Source organism: Glacieibacterium arshaanense (assembly GCF_004681125.1).
Taxonomy (GTDB): Bacteria; Pseudomonadota; Alphaproteobacteria; order Sphingomonadales; family Sphingomonadaceae; genus Polymorphobacter_A; species Polymorphobacter_A arshaanense.
Genome location: NZ_SIHO01000001.1, coordinates 679,262 through 700,443, shown reverse-complemented (window position 1 = coordinate 700,443; position 21,182 = coordinate 679,262). Strand labels below are relative to the sequence as shown.

The following is a 21,182-nucleotide window of genomic DNA, read 5'->3' as shown; positions in this document are numbered from 1 at the left end:
CATCACCTCGGATAGGCCAAAGGCAGCTGGTCGTGCTGCAGGTTGAGATAGCGGTCGCGCAACATCGTCTGCCGCGATACCGTCGGCTGGACGACGCCGCCGATGATCACCGACGTCGGCGCCGACGACAGTTCGAGCGGGTCACCGTCCCACACCACGACATCGGCGGCCTTGCCGGCCTCGAGCGTCCCGACATCGTCCATACCGAAGATGCGCGCGTTGCTGCGCGTCATCGCCGCGAGTGCCTGCGCCGGGGTCAGCCCGACGGCGCCGGGTAGCCGCCCCTGCGCGACGGCATTGCCCGCCTGTTGCGGCAGGTTGCGCGGCTGGTTGCCGGTGCCATCGGTTGTCATGCCGAGCCCGACGAGCACGCCAGCGGCGACCAGCCGCCCGGCGTTCGACCGAGTCGACGCCAGCGTTTCAAACGCATCGGGCAGATCCATCAGCGCCATGGTGATGACCGGCACCTTGGCGGCGGCGATCTGGTCGGCGACCGTCCAGCCTTCACGCGCTCCGAGCAGGATCAGGCGGACCTTGGGGAACTCCTTCGGCAGCCGCAGCACGTTCAGAATGTCGCTGGCGCGTTCGACATGCACCATCAACGGCACGCGGCCATCGACCACCGAAACCAGCGCCGCCGCATCGAGCCGCGTCACCAGCGCCTCGCGGTCGCGGCCGTCGGTATAGGCGGCGGGGTTGCGGGCATAACGCTCGGCTTCCTGCAGCGCGTTGCGCAGTTCAAGCCACGCCGCCGGGCGCGAGCCGCCAGCCTTGCGCGCGCCGTCTTCGCCCAGTTCGATGAACTGGAAGGCGCGCGGCCGCAGCAGGATATCCTCGCCCGCAGCGAGCGTGATCAGCGCGCCTTGCCCGCCGAAAATGCTGTTGCCGGTATCGGGTTGCACCGCGGCGCGCGTCACGCCGCCGAGGCGTGCCACCGAGACCGGCGTGGCGCGGGCGTTGAGCCCCGACGACACGTCGATAGCGGCCGACCACGGCGACTTGCGCGCTTCGGTATCGTTGGTTTCATCGACGGCATCGACTTCGTACAGCCCGAGCATCGAGTTGCCGGCAATCAGCCCCGGCGTCACCCATTTGCCCGTCGCATCAATGACGCGCGCGCCCGCGGGCACCGCGACACCCTTGCCGACCGCGACAATGCGGCCGTCGCGGATGACGACAGTGGCGCCGTCGAGCGGTTCGGGGTTGGCGACGGTGGCGACGCGGCCACCGGTGATGGCGATGGTTTCGGCGCTTAGCGGTGCTGCGGCGACAAGCAAGGCCGCGACGGCGGCGGCGGTGCGGAACAGTTTCACTTCACATCTCCCATGCCGGGCTGGCCGAGCTCGAAGTCGGTCATCGGGCGACGTTTGGGATCGCTGGTATCGAACATCACCGCACCGTCGATCCAGACCTTTTCGGGCCGCGAATAGACGCTCAGCGGATCGCCGTTCCACAGCACGACATCGGCCATCTTGCCGACCTCGAGGCTGCCGGTCTTGTCGGCGATGCCGAGCCCCTTGGCGGGATTGAGCGACACCCATTCCCAGATGACTTCGGGCGGGATGTTGATGCCGGCACGCTTGCCGGCGGCGGCCGCCTTGGCGGCTTCCTGGTTGAGGCGCTGGATGCCGTTGGCGTCATCCGAATGGACGATGGCGCAGGCCCCGGCGTTCTGCACCAGCGCGACATTCTCGCGGATGCCGTCATAGCTTTCCATCTTGAAGCCCCACCAGTCGGCCCACATCGCCGAACAGATGCCGTTGGCCTTGAGCAGGTCGGCGATCTTGTATGCCTCGACGGCGTGGTGGAACGTCGTGACCTTGTAGCCGAACTCGTTCGACATCGCGATCGTGTTGGCCATTTCGTCGGCGCGGTAGCAGTGGTTCTGAACGAGGATTTCGCCGTTCAAGACGCCCATCAGCGTCTCGTTGCCGAGCTCGCGGCGCGGCATATCACTCGGCTTGGCGGTGCCCGCCGCGACGCGCTTGTTATAGTCATCCCAGCGCCGCTTGTAGGCGGTGGCATCGGCCCAAGTCTGGCGGTCGACAGCGATGTTGCCCATCCGCGTCGACGGCATCTGGTTGCGGCTACCGTAAACGCGCTTGGGGTTTTCGCCGCACGCCATCTTCAGGCTCATCGGCGCATCGGGGAACTTCATGTCCTGCGCGGTGCGGCCGAGCACGTTCTTGACCGTCACGCCGCGACCGCCGAACAGGTTCGCCGAACCCGGCAGAATGTGCAGGCTGGTCACGCCACCCGCCAACGCCCGTGTGAAGCCGGGGTCCTGCGGCCAGATCGAATGTTCCGACCAGACTTCGGGACGCGCCGGGGCGGTCGCCTCGTTGCCGTCGCTGTTGGCGTCGACGCCGGGGCTCGGGTAGACGCCGAGGTGGCTGTGGATGTCGATGATGCCCGGCGTGACGTAGCGACCATTGGCCTCGATGACCGTCGCCCCCGCCGGCACGCTGACCGTCGTGCCGATTTCGGCGACCTTGCCGTTTTCGAGGCGGATCTGGCCGTTATCGATGCGGTGGCCGGCGCCGTCATAGATGGTGGCGCCGCGGATCACCGTGGTCACCCCCGGATAGGCCTTGTACGTCGACGGGAACGGCTTCGGTGCGGGTGCGGCAGCCACGCTCGCCGGCGGTGGCGGTGGCGCATTTGTGGTGGTGCATGCGGCGGTGAGCAGCAAGCTCGCCAGAATGACCTTGCGCATCATCAATTTACCCCGTGCATCCAGCGTTTGAGCAATGGCGAAATGGCGAGCAGCAACACGCCGATGCCGACCGAAATCCAGCCGATGGTGTTGAACACCCCGACATAGGTCTGCAGGCTGACCTGCAGGTTGGTGACCTCGCCGCCGACGGTTTCGACGCTGGCGAACTGCGCGACGACACCGGCGACGTATTGCGCGACGGCAATCGACAGGAACCACACGCCCATCATCATCGCGACGATGCGCGCCATCGACAGTTTGGTGATCATGCTTAAGCCAACCGGCGAGATGCACAATTCGGCCATCGACTGGATCAGGTAGAGCATCGCCACCCAGCCCAGCCCGACCTTGAAGTCATCACCGGCAAAGCGCGCGCCATAGACCAGCACGAGGAAGCCCAGCCCGGCGCCCATCAGCGCGATAGCGAATTTGACCGGAATCCCGGGTTCCATGTTGCGCTTGGCGAGCCACAGCCACAGCGCCCCGAACACCGGCGCGAGGCCGACGATGAACAGCGCATTGAACACCTGCACCTGACCGGCCGGCACCAGATAGAAGCCGAGGTCGCGGTCGGTGTTGCGGTCGGCAAAGAAGGTCAGCGAGCTGCCCGCCTGTTCGAACAGCGTCCAGAACACGACGTTGAAGACGATCAGCACGAACGCCGCCATCATCATCTGGAATTCCTGCTTGCTGCCGGTGCGCCAGGCCCAGGCCGGAATGCCGATGACCGCCGCGAAGAAGGTGAAGAACAGGAACTTGCCGAGGATCGGCAACGAGGCGATGTAGCCGAGGAAACCGCTGCCGTTCTTGGCGGCGGCGGCGGCGGCATCGGCGCCTTCCATCATGTTGCGGAACAGTAGCCAGACCACCGGAATGGCAATCAGCGCGCAGACATAGATGAGCTTGCTGCGGTCGGGACCGGCGCTTTCGGGCGGATTGCCGTAGCTTGCCAGCCGGCCGCCATCGAACTGGAACAGCACCCAGCTGAACGCCATGCCGGCGGCGGCCAGCGCAAAGCCCGTCGACCAGCCGAAATACACCGCGACCAGCGGCAGCAGGAACTGCGACAGCAGCGCCCCGACGTTGATGCCCATGTAGAAAATCGTGAACCCCGAATCGCGGCGGCGGTCGCCATCGGCATACAGCGAGCCGACCATCGTCGAGATATTGGGTTTGAAGAAGCCGTTGCCGACGGTGATCACCGACAGCGCCGCCAGCATCAGCAGCACGTGGAAGTTCGACCGCTCGGCGCTCGACACGAAATCGCTGCCCGCCACGGTCTGCGCGGTGCTGCCATCGGCACGGGTGAGCGCGATCGAGCCATCGGCTTGACCGTCGATCTTCAGCTTTTCGCTGCCGATGGTGATGTACTGGCTCTTGTCCTCGCCGGACTTTTCGACACTGACTTCGTAGCGCTGGCCGCCGACGGTGGCGAACGGTTTGGCAGCATCGCCGCCGAACGCCAGCGTCAGATAGCCGATCGACATCAGGATCGCGCCGAGCTTCACCGCGCGTTTCGACCCGAGATAGCGGTCGGCCAGCAACCCGCCGAACAGCGGCGTCAGATAGACCAGCGAGGTGAAGGCGCCATACAGGCCGTTCGTCGTCGAATCGCTGAACAGGAAGTGGTCGGCAAGGTAGAGCGTCAACAGCGCCCGCATGCCGTAGAAACCGAAGCGTTCCCACATTTCGGTGGTGAACAGTCGTGCCAATTGGCGCGGATGACCGAACCAGGTTTCCCCTGCGGCCGCTGCCTTGGTTGCCATTATTCCCCTATCTTTAAGCGTTACACGGCGCACGTTGACTCGGGCGCGTTAGGTAACACACTAGCGTGGCTTTCGCGGAAAGGAAGGGGCAGCGCGGCGGCTTTGCGCCGTGTTGAACACTGGCGCCGCGCCGGCAGCGATGCTAGCGCAGCCGCCATGGACAATTTCAACGACATCTCGTCGCCGCGCGCGCTGCTGGCGACCCGACGTTCGGGCAAGGCACGCGAAATGGTTGCGCCCGGCCCCGACGCCGCACAACTCGCCGCCATGCTCGCCAGCGCGGCGCGCGTCCCAGACCACGGCAAGCTGGCGCCGTGGCGCTTCATCACCGTTGCCCCCGAAGCGCGGGCTGGTTTCGCGGCGCTGCTGGAGACCGCCTACCGCCACGAGCACGCGGCCCCCGGCGCCACCGAGATCGAGGCGATCCGCAGCTTCGCGCATCAGGCGCCGTGCCTGGTCATCGTCGTCAGCCAGCCGGTGTCGGCCAGCCACATCCCGCGCTGGGAACAGGAGCTTTCGGCGGGTGCCGCAACGATGCAGCTGTGCAACGCCGCGCACGCCCAGGGCTTTGTCGCCAACTGGCTGACCGGCTGGGCGTGCTATTCGCGCGACGTCGCCGATGCGCTCGGTATCGAAGATGGCCGCATTGCCGGCTTCGTGTTCATCGGCACGCAGGGCCGCCCGCTCGCCGAACGTCCGCGCCCGGCGCCGGGAACCGTGGTGCGCGCCTTCACGCCCGACGCGACTTAAGCGCCTTCCAAGTTTACCCAACGCCGCTCATCCCGAGCGAAGTCGAGGGACACACCAAACCGTCAGCGCGTCCCTCGACTTCGCTCGGGATGAGCGGGGTTAGGCTGTTCAAACGGGCAGCAGCTGCTGCCGCCTACTTGATCCGCTTGACCTTGAACGCCCGGTGCTGGCGGACCAGCTCGGCCTGGAAGCTGCCCATCGAAGCGACGGTGATGACCACCACATCGCCGTTGCGCACCGGCGGCAGCGCCACGCCGGTCGTCTGGCGCCACATCTGGCCGTTGTCGAGCACCAGCACTGCCATGCCGTCGCTGGCGGTCAGCACTTCGGTGACCTTGGCATCGACGCGGGTAATCGTCCCGGCGGGCACTTGCCCGCGCGCCAGCCGCTCGCCGCCGAACGCCGCCTTTTTCGCGGCTTCGTCGGCCTTGGCCTGCTCGGCCGCGAGCACCGCCATTTCGGCCTCGCGCTGCGCGGTTGCTGCCTTGGCATCGTTCGAAATCGTCGCCACGGCCGCGTCGTAACACGCCAGCCGCTTGGCGTTGTTCGCCATGCGCGCGCAGCTTACCAGCGTGTCGTCAATCCCCGCCGCGTGCGCCGGCAATGCCGCGCCGAAGGCAAATCCCAACGCCAAAATCACTATGCGGGCACGGTTCATCTGCGACTCCTGCATCTCATGGGCTGCAACATTCCGGCAGCACGCGGCGGAACCTAGACCAGCCCTGCGCGCAGGTCACCGGCTAAATGCGCGACAATTGTTGACTTGGTTAGTGTTGTATAGCAATAGGACAGCATGTGGCAGGATGATCGACCCATTTACCTCCAGATTCGCGACATCATCGTCGTGCGCATTCTGGATAATGTCCACGGCGACGGGCCGTTGCCTTCGGTGCGGGCGCTCGCCGCCGAGCTCGATGTCAACCCGCTGACAGTCGCCAAGGCCTATCAGGAACTCCAGCTCGCCGGGCTGGTCGTCGCCAAAAAGGGCGTCGGCCTGTATGTCGAGCAGGGTGCTCGCGCCGCGCTGCTCAAGTCCGAGCGCGCCGCCTTCCTCGAAACCGAATGGCCGCGCATCAAGCGCCGCATCGCGCAACTCGGGCTGGCGCCCGAAGACCTGTTCGCGCAAGCCTGACGGCGTGCCTCAGGCCCCCAGCGCGGCTTCCTCGATCGCGTAAAACAACCCCGACCCGCGCGTGATCGGCCCGAGCAGCGCCGTCGCCGGCGGCATCAACTGTTCGGCAAAGAACCGCGCCGTCGCGATCTTGGCGCGCAGAAATGCCGCGTCGCCCTCGCCCGCCGCCAACCGCTGCGCCGCCACTGCCGCCTGCTTGGCCAGCAAATAGCCCCCGACCGTCACGCCGAACAGCCGCAGATACGGCGTCGCGCCCGCGGCAGTGTCGGTCAGTGCGTCGCCGCTGTTGCCCGTCATCCAGACGCTGGCATTTTCGAGCGCCGCCAGCCCGTCCTCGAGGTACGGCCGCAGCGCGCCAAGGTCGCCGGCCTTGGGCAGGTCGCCAATGAAGTCGCGGATTTCAAGGAACAGCGTCCGCCAATGCGTGCCGCCGTCCATCCCCAGCTTGCGCCCGACGAGGTCGAGCGCCTGGATGCCGTTGGTGCCTTCGTAGATCGGCGCAATGCGCGAATCGCGCAGGTGCTGCGCCGCGCCGGTCTCCTCGACAAACCCCATGCCGCCAAACACCTGCACGCCGATGCTGGCCATTTCGACACCGATATCGGTGGCATAGGCCTTGGTCACCGGCGTCAGCAAATCGGCCAATCCGGCCGCAGCTTTATCGCCGGTCGCGTGCGCACGGTCGACAGCCGCGGCGGTCAGATAGGTCAGCGCCCGCGCCGCCTCGGTCGTCGCCTTCATCGTCATCAGCATGCGCCGCACGTCGGCGTGCTCGATGATGCGCACGGGGTCCCGACCACCGCCGAACTTCGCCGACTGGACACGTTCCTTCGCGAACGCCAGCGCGCCCTGGTAGGCGCGCTCGGCAATTGCCACGCCCTGCAGCCCGACATTGATGCGCGCATGGTTCATCATGGTGAACATGGCGCGCATCCCGGCGCCCTCCTCGCCGACCAGATAGCCGACGCACTTGTCATGCTCGCCAAAGCTCATCGAGCAGGTCGGCGAGGCGTGGATGCCGAGCTTGTGCTCGACGCCGGTCACGCGCAGGTCGTTCCGCGCGCCGTCGGGCAGGAACTTCGGGCAGATGAACAGCGAAATCCCCTTGGTCCCCGGCGGCGCATCGGGCAGCCGCGCCAGCACGAGGTGGATGATGTTTTCCGCGACATCATGCTCGCCCCAGGTGATGAAGATCTTGCTGCCCTTGATGCGGTAGGTGCCGTCGGCTTGGCGCTCGGCGCGCGATCGCAGCGCCCCGACATCGCTACCGGCCTGCGGCTCGGTCAGGTTCATCGTGCCGGTCCATTCGCCGCTGATGAGCTTGGTCAGATAACGTTCCTGCAACTCGGGCGAGGCATGCGCCGCCAGCGCCTCGATCGCCCCCATGCTCAGCATCATGCACAGGCTGAACGCCATGTTCGCCGAAGTCAGCTGCTCCTGCACCGCGCTCGCCAGCACGAACGGCAGCCCCTGCCCGCCATGCGCCACCGGCGCACCGAGCCCGGCCCAGCCGCCTTCGACGTAGCGCGCATAAGCGTCCTTGAAGCCTTCGGGCATGAACACCTGGTCGCCTTCAAGCCGGCTGCCGGCCTGGTCGCCGCTCCAGTTCAAGGGCGCAAAGACATTGCCCGTCAGCTTGCCGGCTTCCGACAGGATCGCCTCGACCATGTCGGGCGTCGCGTCGCCGAACCCCGGCAGTGCCGCCAGCCCGGGCAGGTCGGCGATGGTGTCGAGCACGAAGCGCTGCTCGGCGATGGGGGCGGTGTAGGTCATGGCGCGGCGTCCCGGAATGGAGAAGCCCCTCCCCTACGCAGCCTTGGCGCGGCGGGCAATATGGCGACGGCGCCGCAGGGTGGGCGCGCGGCACAATTGGCGCTAGAGCAGTCACCGATGGAACATGACACGCAAATCGTCGCGCCCGACGCTGCCGGCATGGCGCGCGCGGTGGCGCTGCTGGCCGCCGGCGAGGTCGTCGCGCTGCCGACCGAGACCGTCTACGGGCTGGCGGCCGTCGCCGCCAACGGTGCCGCGGTGGCGCGCATCTTCGCCGCCAAGGGCCGCCCGAGTTTCAACCCGCTGATCGTCCATGTCGCTGATGCAACGCAGGCCGCAACGCTGGTCGAGGTCAACGCCACCGCCGCCGCGCTGATGGCGGCGCATTGGCCTGGACCGCTGACGCTGGTGCTGCCGCTCAAGCCCGATGCCCCCGTCGCCGGGCTGGTCAGCGCCGGACTGCCGACGCTGGCGGTGCGCTGTCCGGCGCATCCGGTGATGCAGGCGGCGATCGCCGCGGTCGGGCCGCTCGCCGCGCCGAGCGCCAACGCCTCGGGCAAGATCAGCGCGACGCACGCGCGCCACGTGCTGGCGAGCCTGCGCGGCCGCATCCCGCTGGTCGTCGACGGCGGGCCGTCGCAGGCCGGCGTCGAAAGCACCATCATCGGCGTCGACGGCGACCTCGTCACGCTGCTGCGCCCCGGCGCGGTGGCGGCAGCGCCCGACTGGCGGCCTTCGACCAGCAGCAGCATCACCGCGCCCGGCCAGCTGGCGTCGCACTACGCCCCCGAGCAGCCGGTACGCCTCGGCGCGCTGACCGCCGCCGCGCATGAATTCCACATCGGCTTCGGCGCGGTGCGCGGCGACCTGTCGCTATCGCCGGCGGGTGACACCATCGAGGCCGCCGCCAATCTGTTCGAAGCGCTCCACGTCGCGCAAGCCAGCGGCCGCGCCGCAATTGCCGTCGCGCCAGTGCCGATGGCCGGGCTCGGCGTCGCGATCAACGACCGGCTGGCCCGTGCGGCTGCCGAGCGCCACCAAAATTAGTTAAGATTCCGAAACAGACTCGCGTCGGCGCATTTGATCGCTATGGTAGTGTCTCCATGGCGAATTGGGCCCCATGGCAACGGGGAGCAAAGCCTTGCGACATCTTCACATCATCATCGGCAGCGCTGCGGCATTGCTGGCCGCTTCCAGCGCCAGCGCTGCCATCCAGATCGTCAACAGTGCCGCAGCGTTCGGTCCGTCGACGGCGATCAGTTTCGACACCGCGACCAGCAACACGATTGCCAAGGTCGCAGCCAACTACGGCGTCACCATCGCCAGCGCAGACAGCAGCGCGCACAGTTTCGTTACCGGCCCCGGCTTTTATTCGGGCATTGGCAGCCTTGGCAGCAACGCTGTCGGCAACAGCCGCAACGGCCTGATTTCGGATATCTCGCATGCCCCCGACTATTCAGGCAGCACATTTCGCGCCTTCGACATCAGCTTCGCGCAGAGCGTCTCGCACTTTGGGCTGACGGTGCAAGGCTTTGGCCATAGCGCCATCGCGCACACATTCGAACTGTTCGATGCGGGCAATGCCAGCCTCGGCAACTACACCTTTGGCGCCGCCGGCCTGGTCGGCAATGACAATGCCCCCAACGGCTTCGCCGGCTTCATCTCGAACGGCGCCGCGATCGCGCGGGTGCGCGTCACGCCGAGCGCCACCAATCAGGACTTTGTCGCGTTCGACGATTTTACCTTCGTCACCGCGCCTGCCGGCGTTCCCGAACCCGCAAGCTGGGCGCTTATGCTCGCCGGCTTCGGGCTGGTCGGCGGTGCGCTGCGGTCACGCGCGGGGTTGAAGCCGGCCTGAATCGCCGCTTGCACCGTGCCGCGCAGGCGTTAGCATCGCTCCCATAACAACCACGGGGAGTGACACATGCCAACCATGGCGCACCGGCTATTTGCCGAAACATTCGGCACATTCTGGCTGGTCTTTTGCGGCTGCGGCAGCGCCGTGCTGTCGGCGGCGTTTCCGCAGTACGGCATCGGCTTTGCCGGCGTCGCGCTGGCGTTCGGGCTGACGGTGCTGACGATGGCCTATGCGCTCGGCCATGTGTCGGGGGCGCATTTCAATCCGGCCGTCACCATCGGGCTATGGGCGGGCGGGCGCGTCCCCGGCCGCGATGTCGCGCCGTACATCACCGCGCAGGTCATCGGCGGCATCGTCGCGTCGTTCGTGCTGCTGCAGATCGCGTCGGGCAGCCCCGATTATGTGCTGGCGACCAACGGCCTCGCGTCGAACGGCTTCGGCGAACATTCGCCCGGCGGCTTCTCGATGATGTCGGCGCTGACCATCGAAATCCTGCTCACCGGCGGCTTCGTCATCGTCATCCTCGGCGCCACCGACGCCCGCGCACCCGCGGGCTTCGCACCGCTCGCCATCGGCATGGCGCTGACGCTGGTGCATCTGGTAAGCATTCCGGTGACCAACGCCTCGGTCAATCCGGCGCGCAGCACCGGCCCGGCGCTGGTCGAAGGCGGCATCGCGCTGCAGCAGCTGTGGTTTTTCTGGGTCTATCCGATTACCGGCGCCTTGATTGCGGGTTTCACCTGGCGGGCGCTGTCAAAGGACTAAGCGCCGACTCGCGCGCAGTCCCGGCCGGCGGGGCAGCGGCTATCAAGCCGCTGAACCCGTCCGACGGCATGGCTTTGCCATGACGCCCTTACTTCCTTGTTCTTTCGCCCCGCCCCCCATTGCACTCCGCCCCCGATGCGATATGCGTTGGCGCAACAGGCTCACCCCGGGGGAATTTTCAATGAAAACCATGCTCATCCTCGCGCTGCTCGCCGGCGCTGCGCCGCTCTATGCCGCAAGCCCGGTCGAACCGATGGACCTCTACCGCATCTCGCAGGTCAACACCGTCGAGGTCTCGCCCGACGGCAAGCACGTGCTGTTCAGCCGCAACTATGCAGACCTCGCCACCGACACGCGCAAGAACGAAATCTGGCTCGGCACGCTCGACGGTGACCGCTTCACCCGCCAACTGCTCATCCCCGCCAGCGCCAGTGCCGGCGGCTTCGCCTGGTCGCCCGACGGCACCCGCATCGCCTATATCGCGCCATGGCTCGGTAAGCCGCAGATCTGGATCATGAAGCTGTCCGACGGCATCGCCAGCGTGCTGACCACCGGCAAGGTCGGGCCGAACTTCCTGCGCTGGTCACCCGACGGCCGCCGCATCGCGTTCGGCGGCCGCGTCGAGGCGCCGCCGCGCAAGATCGGCGGCATGCCCGAAAAGCCCGAAGGCGCGACCTGGGCGCCGCCGCCGAAGATCATCAGCGACTTCAGCTGGCGCGCCGACGGCGAAGGCTTCTTCAATGCCGGTGCCGACCATCTGTTCATCGTCGACGCCGGTGGCGGCACGCCGGTGCAGGTCACCAAGGGCGACACCGACCAGATCTTCGGCCCCGCCGAATGGACGCACGACGGCAGCGCGCTGATCTACCCCGCGAACATGCGCGAAGGCCGCGACAACATGGGCCGCGAAATGGACCTGTGGAAGATCCCCGCCGGCGGCGGCACCCCCGTCCAGCTGACCAGCACCAAGGGCACCGAGGGCGATCCGCAGCTGTCGCCCGACGGCAGCACGCTGGCCTATACCGGCACGCTCGATACGCCGGGCTTCTACGCGCAGGACGACCTGTGGGTGATGCCGGCGGGCGGCGGTGCGGCGGTCAACCTGACCAAGGCGCTCGACCGGCCGATTATCGCCTATCACTGGGCCGATGACGGTCGCGGGCTGTATGCGCAGTACAATGACGCCGGACTGACGCGCGTCGCCTATGTGCCGAAGTCGGGGCTCAAGTCGGCAGCCGACGCCCGCATCGTCATCCCCGAAGTCGGCGGCACGCGCCTGTATCTGCCGTCATCGGGCGGCACCTTCTCGTACGGCGGCGGCACCTTCGCCTACACCAGCAGCTTCAGCGACCGCCCCGCCGGGCTCGGCGTGTCGCGCGGCGCCAAGGAACTCGCCGCCGTCGATTTCAACGCCGAATGGCGCGCCGGCAAGACCGTCGGCAAGCTTGAGCCGGTGAAATTCCGCGCCACCGTGCCGCTCGCCAACGGCACGCTGCCGATGATCGACGGCTGGGTGGTCTATCCGCCGAACTTCGATCCCGCGAAGCAATATCCGTTCGCGCTCGAAATCCACGGCGGCCCGAACACCGACTATGGCCCGTATTTCTCGATCACCCACCAGCTTTACGCCGCCGCCGGTTACATCGTGCTGTTCACCAACCCGCGCGGCAGTATCGGCTACGGCGAGGCGTTCGCCAACGGCATCGACAAGACCTATCCCGGCGAGGACCACAGCGACCTGATGGCCGGCGTCGACATGATGGAGGCCAAGCCCTTCGTCGATAAACGCAATTTGTTCATCGGCGGCGGCTCGGGCGGCGGCGTGCTGACCACCAACGCCATCGCCAAGACCGACCGCTTCCGCGCCGCCGCCGCGCTGCGCCCGGTCACCGACTGGACGGTGCAGGTGCTGACAGCCGACGGCACCGCGCTGTTCGGCAACTACTGGATGAACGGCAAGCCGTGGGAGCATCACGAGGACTATTGGCGGCGCTCGACCTTGTCGATGGTCGGCAGCGTCAAGACCCCGACGATCCTGATCGAAGGCGACGAGGACTGGCGCACGCCGATCGCGCAGACCGAAGCCTATTACCAGGCGCTCAAGATCAACGGTGTGCCGACCGAGATGGTGCGGCTGATCGGCGCCGGCCACGGCATGGGGCGCCCGTCGCAATGGCTTCAGACCAATCTGACGGTCATCGACTGGTACAATCGGTTCAAGGTGAAGTGACCGGCGCTTCAAGGTGAAATGACCGGCGCTTCAAGTTCAAATAACTGCACCCCGCGCACGGAAACCCCTGTCATTTGCGGTTGAATTGTCACGCCCAGCGGTGTTTGATGCGCCGCGTCGGGGGCTCGACGATTGAGTGATGGGGAGATTTTCAATGATTCGAAAACTGCTTGGATTCAGCATCTTGGCGGCGACCTTTGCGGTCGGTGCACACGCTGCTGACGCACCGGTCAAATACGTCGATCCGCTCGCCGGCAACGGTATTGCGCTGGTGCCCGCCGGTGACACGGTGTCGCAGATTGCCTTCGCCTATGCCGACCGCGACGCCGACCTCTACGTCAGCTGGGAAGAATATCGCAACCGCGCGATGCGGCTGTTCGCCAATATCGACACCAACGGCGACGGCGTGATGGAAATCAGCGAACTGGCAACTTTCGCAGGGCCTGATGCCAAGCCGGCGCCGTTCGATATCAGCATCGCCACCTATAACGCCGTGCTGCGCAAATATTTTGATGATGCCGACAAGAACAAGGACGGCGCGTTGACGCCCGCCGAGTGGCACGACGTCGTGCGCCCGAGCAACATCGCCAACCAGATCCGCTGAGACGGGAGCAAGAGCCATGAACACGATGAAACTTGGTATCGCGGTGCTGGTTGCCTTCGCCACCGTCGCACCGGCGCTGGCCGACACCATTCGCTGCGAATCCGACAACGGTCGCGAACGCTATTGCCGCGGCAACACCCGTGGCGGGGTCTATCTGCAGACGCAGCTGAGCAGCAGCGGCTGCTATCAGGGCGACACCTGGGGCTATGACGGCGGCGGTATCTGGGTCAGCGCCGGCTGCCGCGCGATCTTCCAGACCGGCGGCAACTACTACCCCAACGGCTACAACCCGAACGGCTATTATCCGAACAACAATAATAATCACCACAACAACAACAACGACGGCGCGGTCGCCGCAGTCGCACTCGCCGCAATCATCGGGGCGGCCGTGGTGGCCTCGTCGTCGAGCAAGAACAAGTCGAACTCGGGCGACAGCTACGAAACGACCTACAACAACGGCTGCAACGCCGGCACCAAGGACCGCAACGCCGGCAAGAGCCGCGACTATACCCGCCACAGCGGAAGCTACAGCGGCTCGAACGAGCAGGCCTATTCGAGTGGCTACAACAAGTGCTGGTCGAACTGAGGTGATGCAGCGACGCGGCGGACCTCGCCGCGTCGCCCACCCCTGCCCGCTCACACAAGCGGGACAGTGGAACCGGAATAGCGATTTCACTTGACAGTACGAACCGAATCGGTTAATAGGTCAATCAAGGCGACGGGGTAGTGGTATGCCCCGTCCAACCTGTCCGGGCTCACGATCGCCACTTGCGTACCCGGACGTGTCGTTTCACCGCCGCGCTTTTTAGCCCCGCGCTCTGTCAGGTCGAGGACTTCAGCTCCAAGTGTTCCAAGGAGGGCACGTCTACCAAACGCGTACTTCAACCGCGTCAAACACGCGTCCAAACCGCGTATGCGGCCTAAGAAACCGCAAAACGCCCTCCGCCCCCGGCTACCTCGACCAACGACACAAAGCCTGCCTCTTCCCGATGACCCAGCAACCCTCCCAAGGACGCCGTCATCGGGAAGAGGATTATCTCCACCGTGGCGGTGGGGGTCAGTACCCAAGGACGATGGACCGGGGCGGGGATATCCGCTGGCCGGAAATTCGTCGTGCCTATTTCAGCCGCGCCGCATAGCCCTTGCGGAACTTCGCCAGCTTGGGCGCCACCACGACCGAGCAATAGGGATTCTTGTCGGCGTTGTTGGCGAAATAATTCTGGTGATAGGCCTCCGCCTTGTACCACGGCGCATCGGCTTCGATGCTGGTGACGATCGGCGCGTCCCAGTCGGCCTGGTTGCGGGCGATCGCGGCCTTGGCTGCGGCAGCCTGTTCGGGCGAGTTCGGGAAGATCGCCGACCGGTACTGCGTGCCGGTATCGCCGCCCTGGCGGTTGAGCGTCGTCGGGTCGTGCGTATGGAAGAAGATGTCGAGCAAGTCGGGGTAACTGACTTGTGCCGGATCGAAAGTCACGCGCACCGCTTCGGCATGGCCGGTGGTGCCGGTGCAGACGGCCTCGTAGCTCGGCGACGGACGAGCGCCGCCAATATAGCCCGATTCTACGGCGATGACGCCTTTCAATTCGACAAATACCGCTTCGGTGCACCAAAAACAGCCGCCGGCGAGTGTTGCAACTTCGGTGGTCATTGTCACAATTACTCCACAAGAATTATTATTTGACTGTTAACATATTCCGCATAGTGTAACTGACGGGGGACGGAAAGGTCTGATACCGCAATACGGGCAGTTGCGATATTGGATTCGGGGGGACAGCTTTTCCCAGGGAACTCGTGTGACGCTTTTTTCGGACGTTCAGGTTTTTGTCAAAACCGTGCGCGATGCCGACAGCCTCGAAAGCATTTCGACAACCCTGTCGGATGCGACGCGGCATTTCCGGTTCGACCACTTTGCGATGGTCCAGCGTGTCAGCTTGCGACTACAGGCGGCGCCGGTGCAGCTATCGGACTTCCCGGCAGACTGGGTCGACCTGTTGATATCAGGTGACTATTACGTCCATGACCCGGTGCTGGTCGCGGTCGAACGCTCGGTCGCGCCGTTCAGCTGGGCCGAGCTGCCGACGATGGTCAACATGACCAAGCACCACCACACCTACATGCAATCAGCGCAAAGCCAGGGCCTGTCGCAGGGCTATACCGTGCCAATCCACGTGCCCGGCGAGGCGTCGGGGCTATGCTCGTTCGTCATGGCGGGCGACCGCGAGCTGCCCGCCGACTCGCTACCGGCGGCGCAGTATCTCGCCTGCTTCGCGTTCGAGGCGGCACGGCGGCTGGCAGTCAACCGCGACGGCGGTGAAGGCGACAGCACGCCCCGGCTGACGCAGCGCCAGCTCGATTGCGTCGTGCTCGCCGCCAAGGGCAAGTCGAACTGGGTGTCGGGCCAATTGCTCGGCCTGTCGCCCGACACTGTCCACAAATACCTCGAAAGCGCCAAGCGCCGCTACGGCGTGTCGAGCCGCACCGAACTGGTGGTGCGCGCGCTGTTCGACGGGCAGCTCAGCTTCAACGATATAATCAACTGACAAGCGCGGCCAGCACACAAGACCAAATTTGCCCTTCGCAAATTTCGACTTGTGTGCGGACTCGCGCGCAGTCCGACCGGCGGGGCGGGCGGACTAACCGCCCGAACCCGTCCGACGGCGTGGCTTTGCCTCGACGCCCTTACCTACTTACTGCCCCACCGCAGCGCAGCCATCGGCCACCGGCACGCCTGCCAGCCGGTCCTTCATCCACGCCTGATACAGCGGCGCAGCCGACCCCGGCGTGGTGAAGTGCGACTGCTCGCCGGGCAGCTGCACGCGCGTGACGTTGCCGCCGAGCTTGCACATCTGCGCCTGATAGAGCTTGCCCATCACCGGCGGCACCGTGGTGTCCTTCGAACCCCAATAGATAATGACCGGCGCCACCGGCTTGACCGGCGGCACGCTGCCATCGACGATCGCCTGTACCCACGCCAGCGTGTTCACCGGCTGCGGCCGCAGCAGCGCCTTGTAGCCGGTGCCATAGTTGAAGCTGATGGTGTCCGACCCGGCGTGCATGCACTTCTTCGAATAGATCTCGTCGAGTGCCTTGACGCCCTCGTCGGTGAACAGGTCGGACATTTTGAGGTTCGGATAGGCCGCCTGGTTGCCCCACATGTTCATCGAAAAATGCGCAAAGTCGAAGACGTTGCCCGAAAACTGCGTGACGATGTCCGTCATCACCTTGTCGGCAAGCGCCTGGTCGAGTGCCTTGCCGCCGGTCAGCACCGCTGCATCCTGCGGCGCCATGGCGACGAAGCCGACGAAGCTGACCCCGTCGGCAGCACTGCCGCGACGCGCGATATAGTCGCCCATGCTGGCCGCGGCGATCGTCGCGCCGCCACCCTGCGACCAGCCGTACATGATCGCCTTGCGGCCGGCGCCGGTTTCGGACATCGCATTGGCGGCGCGCACCGAATTGATCGCGTCATGCGCCTGTGCGGTCGCCACCGCATATTGATGCCGGCCACCGCCGCCGAGGCCCTGATAGTCGGTCGCGACGACGACATTGCCGGCCTTGAGCAGCGCGGCGACACTGGGCAGGCCGTAGTCGGTCCATGAGTCGCCGCCGACGAGGAAGTATTCGTTGAGCTCCTGAACGGGGTCGAGGATCTGCGACGGCCCGCAGTTCTGCGCGGTTCCCGTCGTGCCATGGGCCCAGGCAATCACCGGCCGGCCGCCGGCGGTCGCCGCACCGGTCGGCGCCACGACAACGCCGGTGACGATCGTCGGCACGTCGCGCGCGTCCGACGAGACATAGGCGATGCGCCAGGCGCGCGCGCCGGGGATGGCGGTCTTGATCTCTTCCTGCTTGACCACGTGGCCGAGCTTGCCGTCGGGCTTGATGCGCATCGCGGCTTCGTAGAACGGCGCCACCGCCGGATCGGCGAGGACGGGCGCGGCAAGTGCGGCGGCAATCGACGTGGCAAGGATGATGGTCTTGTGCATGGCAATCTTCCCATGAGTCCCGCAGCGCGGGTTACCGGGCTCGCCGGCGCGGCGTTGAACATCACCTGTCCGCACCGGCAGCGAGCCTGCCCGGCGCGCGCTTCACGTGCCAGAATGCCGCAGCCCCGGCAAGTAAGGGAAAACCGCAGTTCAGCAGCGGCGCCGGGCGCTGCCGGACGCTATTGCGCCGCAGCCGCGACCGGTTCGTGCCAGCTCAGCACCGGCTTGCGCGCCTATTGCGGTCGATCGGCAACCGCGCCTCGGCGCGCCGACAACCACCATGTGCGCCCGGTTATCGCGCCGCCGAATGCGCCACAGATGACTAGCATGAATGCACCGAACTCGCCCGTAAACAACATAGGCAATACCGGCAATGCCGCGCCGGCAACGGCACCAGACACCGTGTAAGCGTCGGCGCTCTCCCACTGCCGGCGTTTGAGGACAGCGGTCAGCGGAAGGCCGATAATGACGCTCGCCACGAGTACCACTGTCGTGGAGATCGCCAGTATTAATGCAGGCATCTTAACGAGCAACATCACCCTGTCCTCGCTCGTACCCGGGTATGGCGACCCGGCAATGATGAAAACGAGAAAGACCAGAAAGGGTGCAGCACCGGCCAGCCCGCCTAAGATGACCGATTTCGTAAATGACTGCACCGCCGGCAAGCGACTCAGCCCTGCCAGCTCAGCACCGGCTTGCGCGCCGCCGCCGTCTCGTCGAGCCGCCGGCGCGGTGCCAGATAGGGGGCGCCCTTGAAGATGTTGGCGTCCTCGGTCAGCATCCGGTTCGCCACCGAGCGCAGCGCGCCGATCAGCTGGTCGAGGCTGGCCTTGCTCTCGGTTTCGGTCGGCTCGATCAGCATCGCGCCATGGACAACGAGCGGGAAGTACATCGTCATCGGGTGGAAGCCCTCGTCGATCAGCGCCTTCGCGAGATCGAGCGTCGTCAGCCCGGTGCCCTCGAGGAACGCGTCGGAGAACAGCGCCTCGTGCATGCACGGCCCGGCGTCGCCGAACGGTGCGCTGAACAGGTCCTTGAGGCTGGCGAGCACATAGTTGGCGTTCAAGACCGCATCCTCGGCAACCTGGCGCAGACCATCATTGCCGTGGCTGAGGATGTAGCTCAGCGCACGGACGAACATGCCCATCTGGCCGTGGAACGCCACCATGCGCCCGAAGCTGTGGTCATGGTCGGTCGAGACATGCGCCTGCTCTTCCTCGACCAGCTCATAATGATCGCCGGTCTTGCGCACGAACGGCAGCGGCGCAAACGGCGCCAGTGCGGCCGAAAACACCACCGGCCCCGAACCCGGCCCGCCGCCGCCGTGCGGGGTCGAGAAGGTCTTGTGCAGGTTGATGTGCATCGCGTCGATGCCGAGGTCGCCCGGCCGGACGCGGCCGACGATGGCGTTGAAGTTGGCGCCGTCGCAATAGACATAGCCGCCGGCCGCGTGAACGGCGGCGCAGATCTCGATCATGTCGGGTTCGAACAGCCCGCAGGTATTGGGGTTGGTGATCATCACCGCCGCGACATCGCTGCCGTTCGCCAGCCGCGCCTTGAGTGCCGCGAGGTCGACACGGCCACGCGCATCGGCGGGAATGTCCTCGACGGTATAGCCGCAGAACGCCGCGGTCGCCGGGTTGGTGCCGTGTGCGCTTTCGGGCACCAGCACGACGCGGCGGTCGGAGCCGGCGGCGTCATGCGCGGCGCGGATCGCCAGCATCCCGCACAGTTCGCCGTGCGCGCCGGCCTTCGGCGACATCGCGACTTCGGGCATGCCGGTCAGCGTCTTGAGCCAGTGCGCGAGCTGGTCGATCAGCGCCAGCGCGCCCTGGACGGTGTCGATCGGCTGCAGCGGGTGGATATCGGCAAAGCCCGGCAGCCGCGCCATCTTCTCGTTGAGCCGCGGGTTGTGCTTCATCGTGCAGCTACCCAGCGGAAAGATGCCCATGTCGATGGCGTAGTTCTGCCGGCTGAGCCGCGTGTAGTGGCGCACCGTATCGGGCTCGCTGAGGCCCGGCAGGCCGATTTCGGCGGTGCGTTCGAGGCCGCCGAGCCGCGTCGCGACGGCGGGCACATCGGGCAGGTCGACGCCCCAACGGTCAATAGCGCCCTTTTCGAACAGCAACGGCTCTTCGAGCATCAGCGCGCGGTTGCCGGTGAAGGTGGTGACGGGCGCGCCGCCAGCTTCGGGGGCGCCGCTGACGACGCGGTGGTTGGAAGCGGAAACAGTCATGCCAGCACCTCGTCAAGCGCGTCTTCGAACGCATCAAAATCCGCATCGGTCGCGGTTTCGGTCACCGCGACGACCAGCCCGTTGGCCAGCGCCGCATTGTCCGGATAGAGCCGCCCGAGCGACACACCGGCAAGCACGCCCTTCTCCGCCAGCTTGCGCACCACCGGCCGTGCTTCCTGCGGCAGCCGGATGGTGAACTCGTTGAAGAAGTTGCGCGTCACCACTTCGACACCGGGGATGCGCCCCAGCCGGTCGGCAAGCTGCACCGCGCGCGCATGGTTAAGCGCCGCGAGCTTGCGCAGGCCGCTTTCGCCGAGCAGCGTCATGTGGATGCTGAACGCCAGCGCGCACAGCCCCGAGTTGGTGCAGATGTTCGACGTCGCCTTCTCGCGGCGGATATGCTGTTCGCGGGTGCTCAGCGTCAGCACGAAGCCGCGCTTGCCATCGGCATCGACGGTCTCGCCGCACAGCCGGCCCGGCATTTGCCGGACGTATTTGTCGCGCGTCGCGAACAGGCCGAGGTAAGGCCCGCCGAAGTTGAGACCATTGCCGATCGACTGGCCCTCGCCCACCACGATATCGGCGCCCATTTCGCCCGGCGCCTTGATGAGCCCGAGCGACACGACTTCGGTGACCACGACGATCAGCAGCGCGCCGGCGGCGTGGCAGGCATCTGCCAGCGGCGTCAGGTCGGCGACATGGCCGAAGATGTTGGGGTTCTGCACGACGACGCAACTGGTGTCGGCGTCGACCGCCGCGGCAAGTGCGGCCAGATCATCGTCGGGCGTGAAATCGGGGGCGCGGGTGACGATCTCGTCATCGGTGAAGCGCGTCAGCGTATTGAGCACAGCGGTGTAGTGCGGGTGGACGCCGCTCGACACGCGCGCCACCTTCCGGCGGGTGACGCGGCGCGCCATGAACACCGCCTCGGTCATCGACGTGCTGCCGTCGTACATCGAGGCGTTGGCCACATCCATCGCCAGCAACCGGGCGACCTGGCTCTGGAACTCGAACAGCACCTGCAGCGTGCCCTGGGCGATTTCGGGCTGGTACGGCGTGTAGCTGGTCAGGAACTCGCCGCGCTGGATCAGATGATCGACGCTGGCAGGCACGTGGTGCTTGTAGGCCCCGGCCCCGACGAAGAACGGCCCGTCGGACGCGGTCATGTTGCGCCGCGCCAGCGCGCCGAGTTTCCGCTCGACCTCAAGCTCGGTCATGTGCGGGGTCAGCCCGGCAATCGGTGCCGACAGCTGTGCGGCAGCGGGCACATCGACAAACAGCGCGTCGATATCGGGCGCGCCGATCACGCCAAGCATGGCGCTCCGGTCGGCAGGGGTCAGGGGGAGGTAGCGCATCGGGAGCAGGC

19 protein-coding genes are annotated in these 21,182 nt (G+C 66.1%); 9 read left to right on the top strand and 10 right to left on the bottom strand.

All coding sequences use genetic code 11. From position 1 onward, the window contains the following. Positions 1 to 2 precede the first annotated feature (2 nt). Genes EUV02_RS03170 through EUV02_RS03160 form a run of 3 tightly spaced genes read right to left on the bottom strand, consistent with a single transcriptional unit; the run spans position 3 to position 4,482 of the window. The gene (locus tag EUV02_RS03170) at positions 3 to 1,307 is read right to left on the bottom strand and encodes an amidohydrolase family protein (RefSeq protein WP_135245354.1); all 1,305 of its coding nucleotides are present in this window, start codon (positions 1,305 to 1,307) and stop codon (positions 3 to 5) included. A 2-nt stretch (positions 1,308 to 1,309) separates the two neighbouring features. Beyond that, positions 1,310 to 2,716, bottom strand: a complete 1,407-nt coding sequence (locus EUV02_RS03165; RefSeq protein WP_424022176.1) for an amidohydrolase — start codon at positions 2,714 to 2,716, stop codon at positions 1,310 to 1,312. Positions 2,717 to 2,718: 2 nt separating this feature from the next. After that, on the bottom strand, positions 2,719 to 4,482 hold the full coding sequence (locus tag EUV02_RS03160) for a peptide MFS transporter (protein ID WP_135244755.1): 1,764 nt from the start codon (positions 4,480 to 4,482) through the stop codon (positions 2,719 to 2,721). A 156-nt stretch (positions 4,483 to 4,638) separates the two neighbouring features. On the opposite strand from EUV02_RS03160, the gene EUV02_RS03155 reads away from it, so the two are divergent. Then, on the top strand, positions 4,639 to 5,232 hold the full coding sequence (locus tag EUV02_RS03155) for a nitroreductase family protein (protein ID WP_135244754.1): 594 nt from the start codon (positions 4,639 to 4,641) through the stop codon (positions 5,230 to 5,232). A 133-nt stretch (positions 5,233 to 5,365) separates the two neighbouring features. Here the strand turns inward: EUV02_RS03155 and EUV02_RS03150 are convergent, their stop codons facing one another. Beyond that, complete coding sequence (locus EUV02_RS03150; protein ID WP_166430477.1) at positions 5,366 to 5,890, bottom strand: hypothetical protein; 525 nt, start codon at positions 5,888 to 5,890, stop codon at positions 5,366 to 5,368. Between the two features lie 135 nt (positions 5,891 to 6,025). Here EUV02_RS03150 and EUV02_RS03145 point away from each other — a divergent pair, with 135 nt between their 5' ends. Beyond that, a complete protein-coding gene (locus EUV02_RS03145; protein WP_135244752.1) occupies positions 6,026 to 6,364 on the top strand; it encodes a GntR family transcriptional regulator in 339 nt (112 codons plus the stop codon). A 9-nt stretch (positions 6,365 to 6,373) separates the two neighbouring features. On the opposite strand, the gene EUV02_RS03140 is transcribed toward EUV02_RS03145, so the two are convergent. Continuing rightward, positions 6,374 to 8,137, bottom strand: a complete 1,764-nt coding sequence (locus EUV02_RS03140; protein ID WP_135244751.1) for an acyl-CoA dehydrogenase — start codon at positions 8,135 to 8,137, stop codon at positions 6,374 to 6,376. A gap of 117 nt (positions 8,138 to 8,254) precedes the next feature. On the opposite strand from EUV02_RS03140, the gene EUV02_RS03135 reads away from it, so the two are divergent. From EUV02_RS03135 to EUV02_RS15755, 6 genes are all read left to right on the top strand, one after another. Continuing rightward, positions 8,255 to 9,184: an L-threonylcarbamoyladenylate synthase gene (locus EUV02_RS03135; protein ID WP_135244750.1), complete on the top strand. Its 930-nt coding sequence runs from the start codon at positions 8,255 to 8,257 to the stop codon at positions 9,182 to 9,184. Between the two features lie 94 nt (positions 9,185 to 9,278). Beyond that, positions 9,279 to 9,995 carry a PEPxxWA-CTERM sorting domain-containing protein gene (locus EUV02_RS03130; RefSeq protein WP_166430476.1) on the top strand — a complete coding sequence of 239 codons (717 nt, stop codon included), beginning with the start codon at positions 9,279 to 9,281 and terminating at the stop codon, positions 9,993 to 9,995. 75 nt (positions 9,996 to 10,070) lie between these two features. Continuing rightward, on the top strand, positions 10,071 to 10,760 hold the full coding sequence (gene aqpZ, locus EUV02_RS03125) for an aquaporin Z (RefSeq protein ID WP_135245353.1): 690 nt from the start codon (positions 10,071 to 10,073) through the stop codon (positions 10,758 to 10,760). Between the two features lie 181 nt (positions 10,761 to 10,941). Continuing rightward, complete coding sequence (locus tag EUV02_RS03120; RefSeq protein ID WP_166430475.1) at positions 10,942 to 12,990, top strand: S9 family peptidase; 2,049 nt, start codon at positions 10,942 to 10,944, stop codon at positions 12,988 to 12,990. A 154-nt stretch (positions 12,991 to 13,144) separates the two neighbouring features. Then, a complete protein-coding gene (locus EUV02_RS03115) occupies positions 13,145 to 13,594 on the top strand; it encodes an EF-hand domain-containing protein (protein WP_166430474.1) in 450 nt (149 codons plus the stop codon). A gap of 16 nt (positions 13,595 to 13,610) precedes the next feature. Next, positions 13,611 to 14,180, top strand: a complete 570-nt coding sequence (locus EUV02_RS15755) for a DUF3011 domain-containing protein (RefSeq protein WP_135244747.1) — start codon at positions 13,611 to 13,613, stop codon at positions 14,178 to 14,180. Between the two features lie 531 nt (positions 14,181 to 14,711). On the opposite strand, the gene msrA is transcribed toward EUV02_RS15755, so the two are convergent. After that, on the bottom strand, positions 14,712 to 15,242 hold the full coding sequence (gene msrA / locus EUV02_RS03105; protein WP_135244746.1) for a peptide-methionine (S)-S-oxide reductase MsrA: 531 nt from the start codon (positions 15,240 to 15,242) through the stop codon (positions 14,712 to 14,714). A 145-nt stretch (positions 15,243 to 15,387) separates the two neighbouring features. On the opposite strand from msrA, the gene EUV02_RS03100 reads away from it, so the two are divergent. After that, a complete protein-coding gene (locus tag EUV02_RS03100) occupies positions 15,388 to 16,134 on the top strand; it encodes a helix-turn-helix transcriptional regulator (RefSeq protein ID WP_135244745.1) in 747 nt (248 codons plus the stop codon). 147 nt (positions 16,135 to 16,281) lie between these two features. Here the strand turns inward: EUV02_RS03100 and EUV02_RS03095 are convergent, their stop codons facing one another. The 4 genes from EUV02_RS03095 to gcvPA form a co-directional block, all read right to left on the bottom strand. Continuing rightward, positions 16,282 to 17,580, bottom strand: coding sequence for an alpha/beta fold hydrolase (locus tag EUV02_RS03095; RefSeq protein WP_135244744.1), 1,299 nt, complete (start codon positions 17,578 to 17,580; stop codon positions 16,282 to 16,284). Between the two features lie 233 nt (positions 17,581 to 17,813). Beyond that, on the bottom strand, positions 17,814 to 18,245 hold the full coding sequence (locus EUV02_RS03090; RefSeq protein WP_135244743.1) for a hypothetical protein: 432 nt from the start codon (positions 18,243 to 18,245) through the stop codon (positions 17,814 to 17,816). A gap of 5 nt (positions 18,246 to 18,250) precedes the next feature. Next, the gene (gene gcvPB / locus EUV02_RS03085) at positions 18,251 to 19,816 is read right to left on the bottom strand and encodes an aminomethyl-transferring glycine dehydrogenase subunit GcvPB (protein ID WP_135244742.1); all 1,566 of its coding nucleotides are present in this window, start codon (positions 19,814 to 19,816) and stop codon (positions 18,251 to 18,253) included. Further along, the gene (gene gcvPA / locus EUV02_RS03080; RefSeq protein ID WP_135244741.1) at positions 19,813 to 21,171 is read right to left on the bottom strand and encodes an aminomethyl-transferring glycine dehydrogenase subunit GcvPA; all 1,359 of its coding nucleotides are present in this window, start codon (positions 21,169 to 21,171) and stop codon (positions 19,813 to 19,815) included. The genes gcvPB and gcvPA overlap by 4 nt, the downstream gene beginning before the upstream one ends. Positions 21,172 to 21,182 lie beyond the last annotated feature (11 nt).

What these genes read in the sequence shown, in the direction of transcription:
- EUV02_RS03165 (WP_424022176.1), bottom strand. Translation starts at nt 2,716, where the DNA reads ATGCGCAAGGTCATTCTGGCGAGCTTGCTGCTCACCGCCGCATGCACC.
- EUV02_RS03135 (WP_135244750.1), top strand. Translation starts at nt 8,255, where the DNA reads ATGGAACATGACACGCAAATCGTCGCGCCCGACGCTGCCGGCATGGCG.
- EUV02_RS15755 (WP_135244747.1), top strand. Translation starts at nt 13,611, where the DNA reads ATGAACACGATGAAACTTGGTATCGCGGTGCTGGTTGCCTTCGCCACC.
- EUV02_RS03160 (WP_135244755.1), bottom strand. Translation starts at nt 4,482, where the DNA reads ATGGCAACCAAGGCAGCGGCCGCAGGGGAAACCTGGTTCGGTCATCCG.
- gcvPB (WP_135244742.1), bottom strand. Translation starts at nt 19,816, where the DNA reads ATGACTGTTTCCGCTTCCAACCACCGCGTCGTCAGCGGCGCCCCCGAA.
- EUV02_RS03145 (WP_135244752.1), top strand. Translation starts at nt 6,026, where the DNA reads ATGTGGCAGGATGATCGACCCATTTACCTCCAGATTCGCGACATCATC.
- EUV02_RS03115 (WP_166430474.1), top strand. Translation starts at nt 13,145, where the DNA reads ATGATTCGAAAACTGCTTGGATTCAGCATCTTGGCGGCGACCTTTGCG.
- EUV02_RS03120 (WP_166430475.1), top strand. Translation starts at nt 10,942, where the DNA reads ATGAAAACCATGCTCATCCTCGCGCTGCTCGCCGGCGCTGCGCCGCTC.
- EUV02_RS03140 (WP_135244751.1), bottom strand. Translation starts at nt 8,137, where the DNA reads ATGACCTACACCGCCCCCATCGCCGAGCAGCGCTTCGTGCTCGACACC.
- gcvPA (WP_135244741.1), bottom strand. Translation starts at nt 21,171, where the DNA reads ATGCGCTACCTCCCCCTGACCCCTGCCGACCGGAGCGCCATGCTTGGC.
- EUV02_RS03150 (WP_166430477.1), bottom strand. Translation starts at nt 5,890, where the DNA reads ATGAACCGTGCCCGCATAGTGATTTTGGCGTTGGGATTTGCCTTCGGC.
- EUV02_RS03155 (WP_135244754.1), top strand. Translation starts at nt 4,639, where the DNA reads ATGGACAATTTCAACGACATCTCGTCGCCGCGCGCGCTGCTGGCGACC.
- aqpZ (WP_135245353.1), top strand. Translation starts at nt 10,071, where the DNA reads ATGGCGCACCGGCTATTTGCCGAAACATTCGGCACATTCTGGCTGGTC.
- EUV02_RS03095 (WP_135244744.1), bottom strand. Translation starts at nt 17,580, where the DNA reads ATGCACAAGACCATCATCCTTGCCACGTCGATTGCCGCCGCACTTGCC.
- msrA (WP_135244746.1), bottom strand. Translation starts at nt 15,242, where the DNA reads ATGACCACCGAAGTTGCAACACTCGCCGGCGGCTGTTTTTGGTGCACC.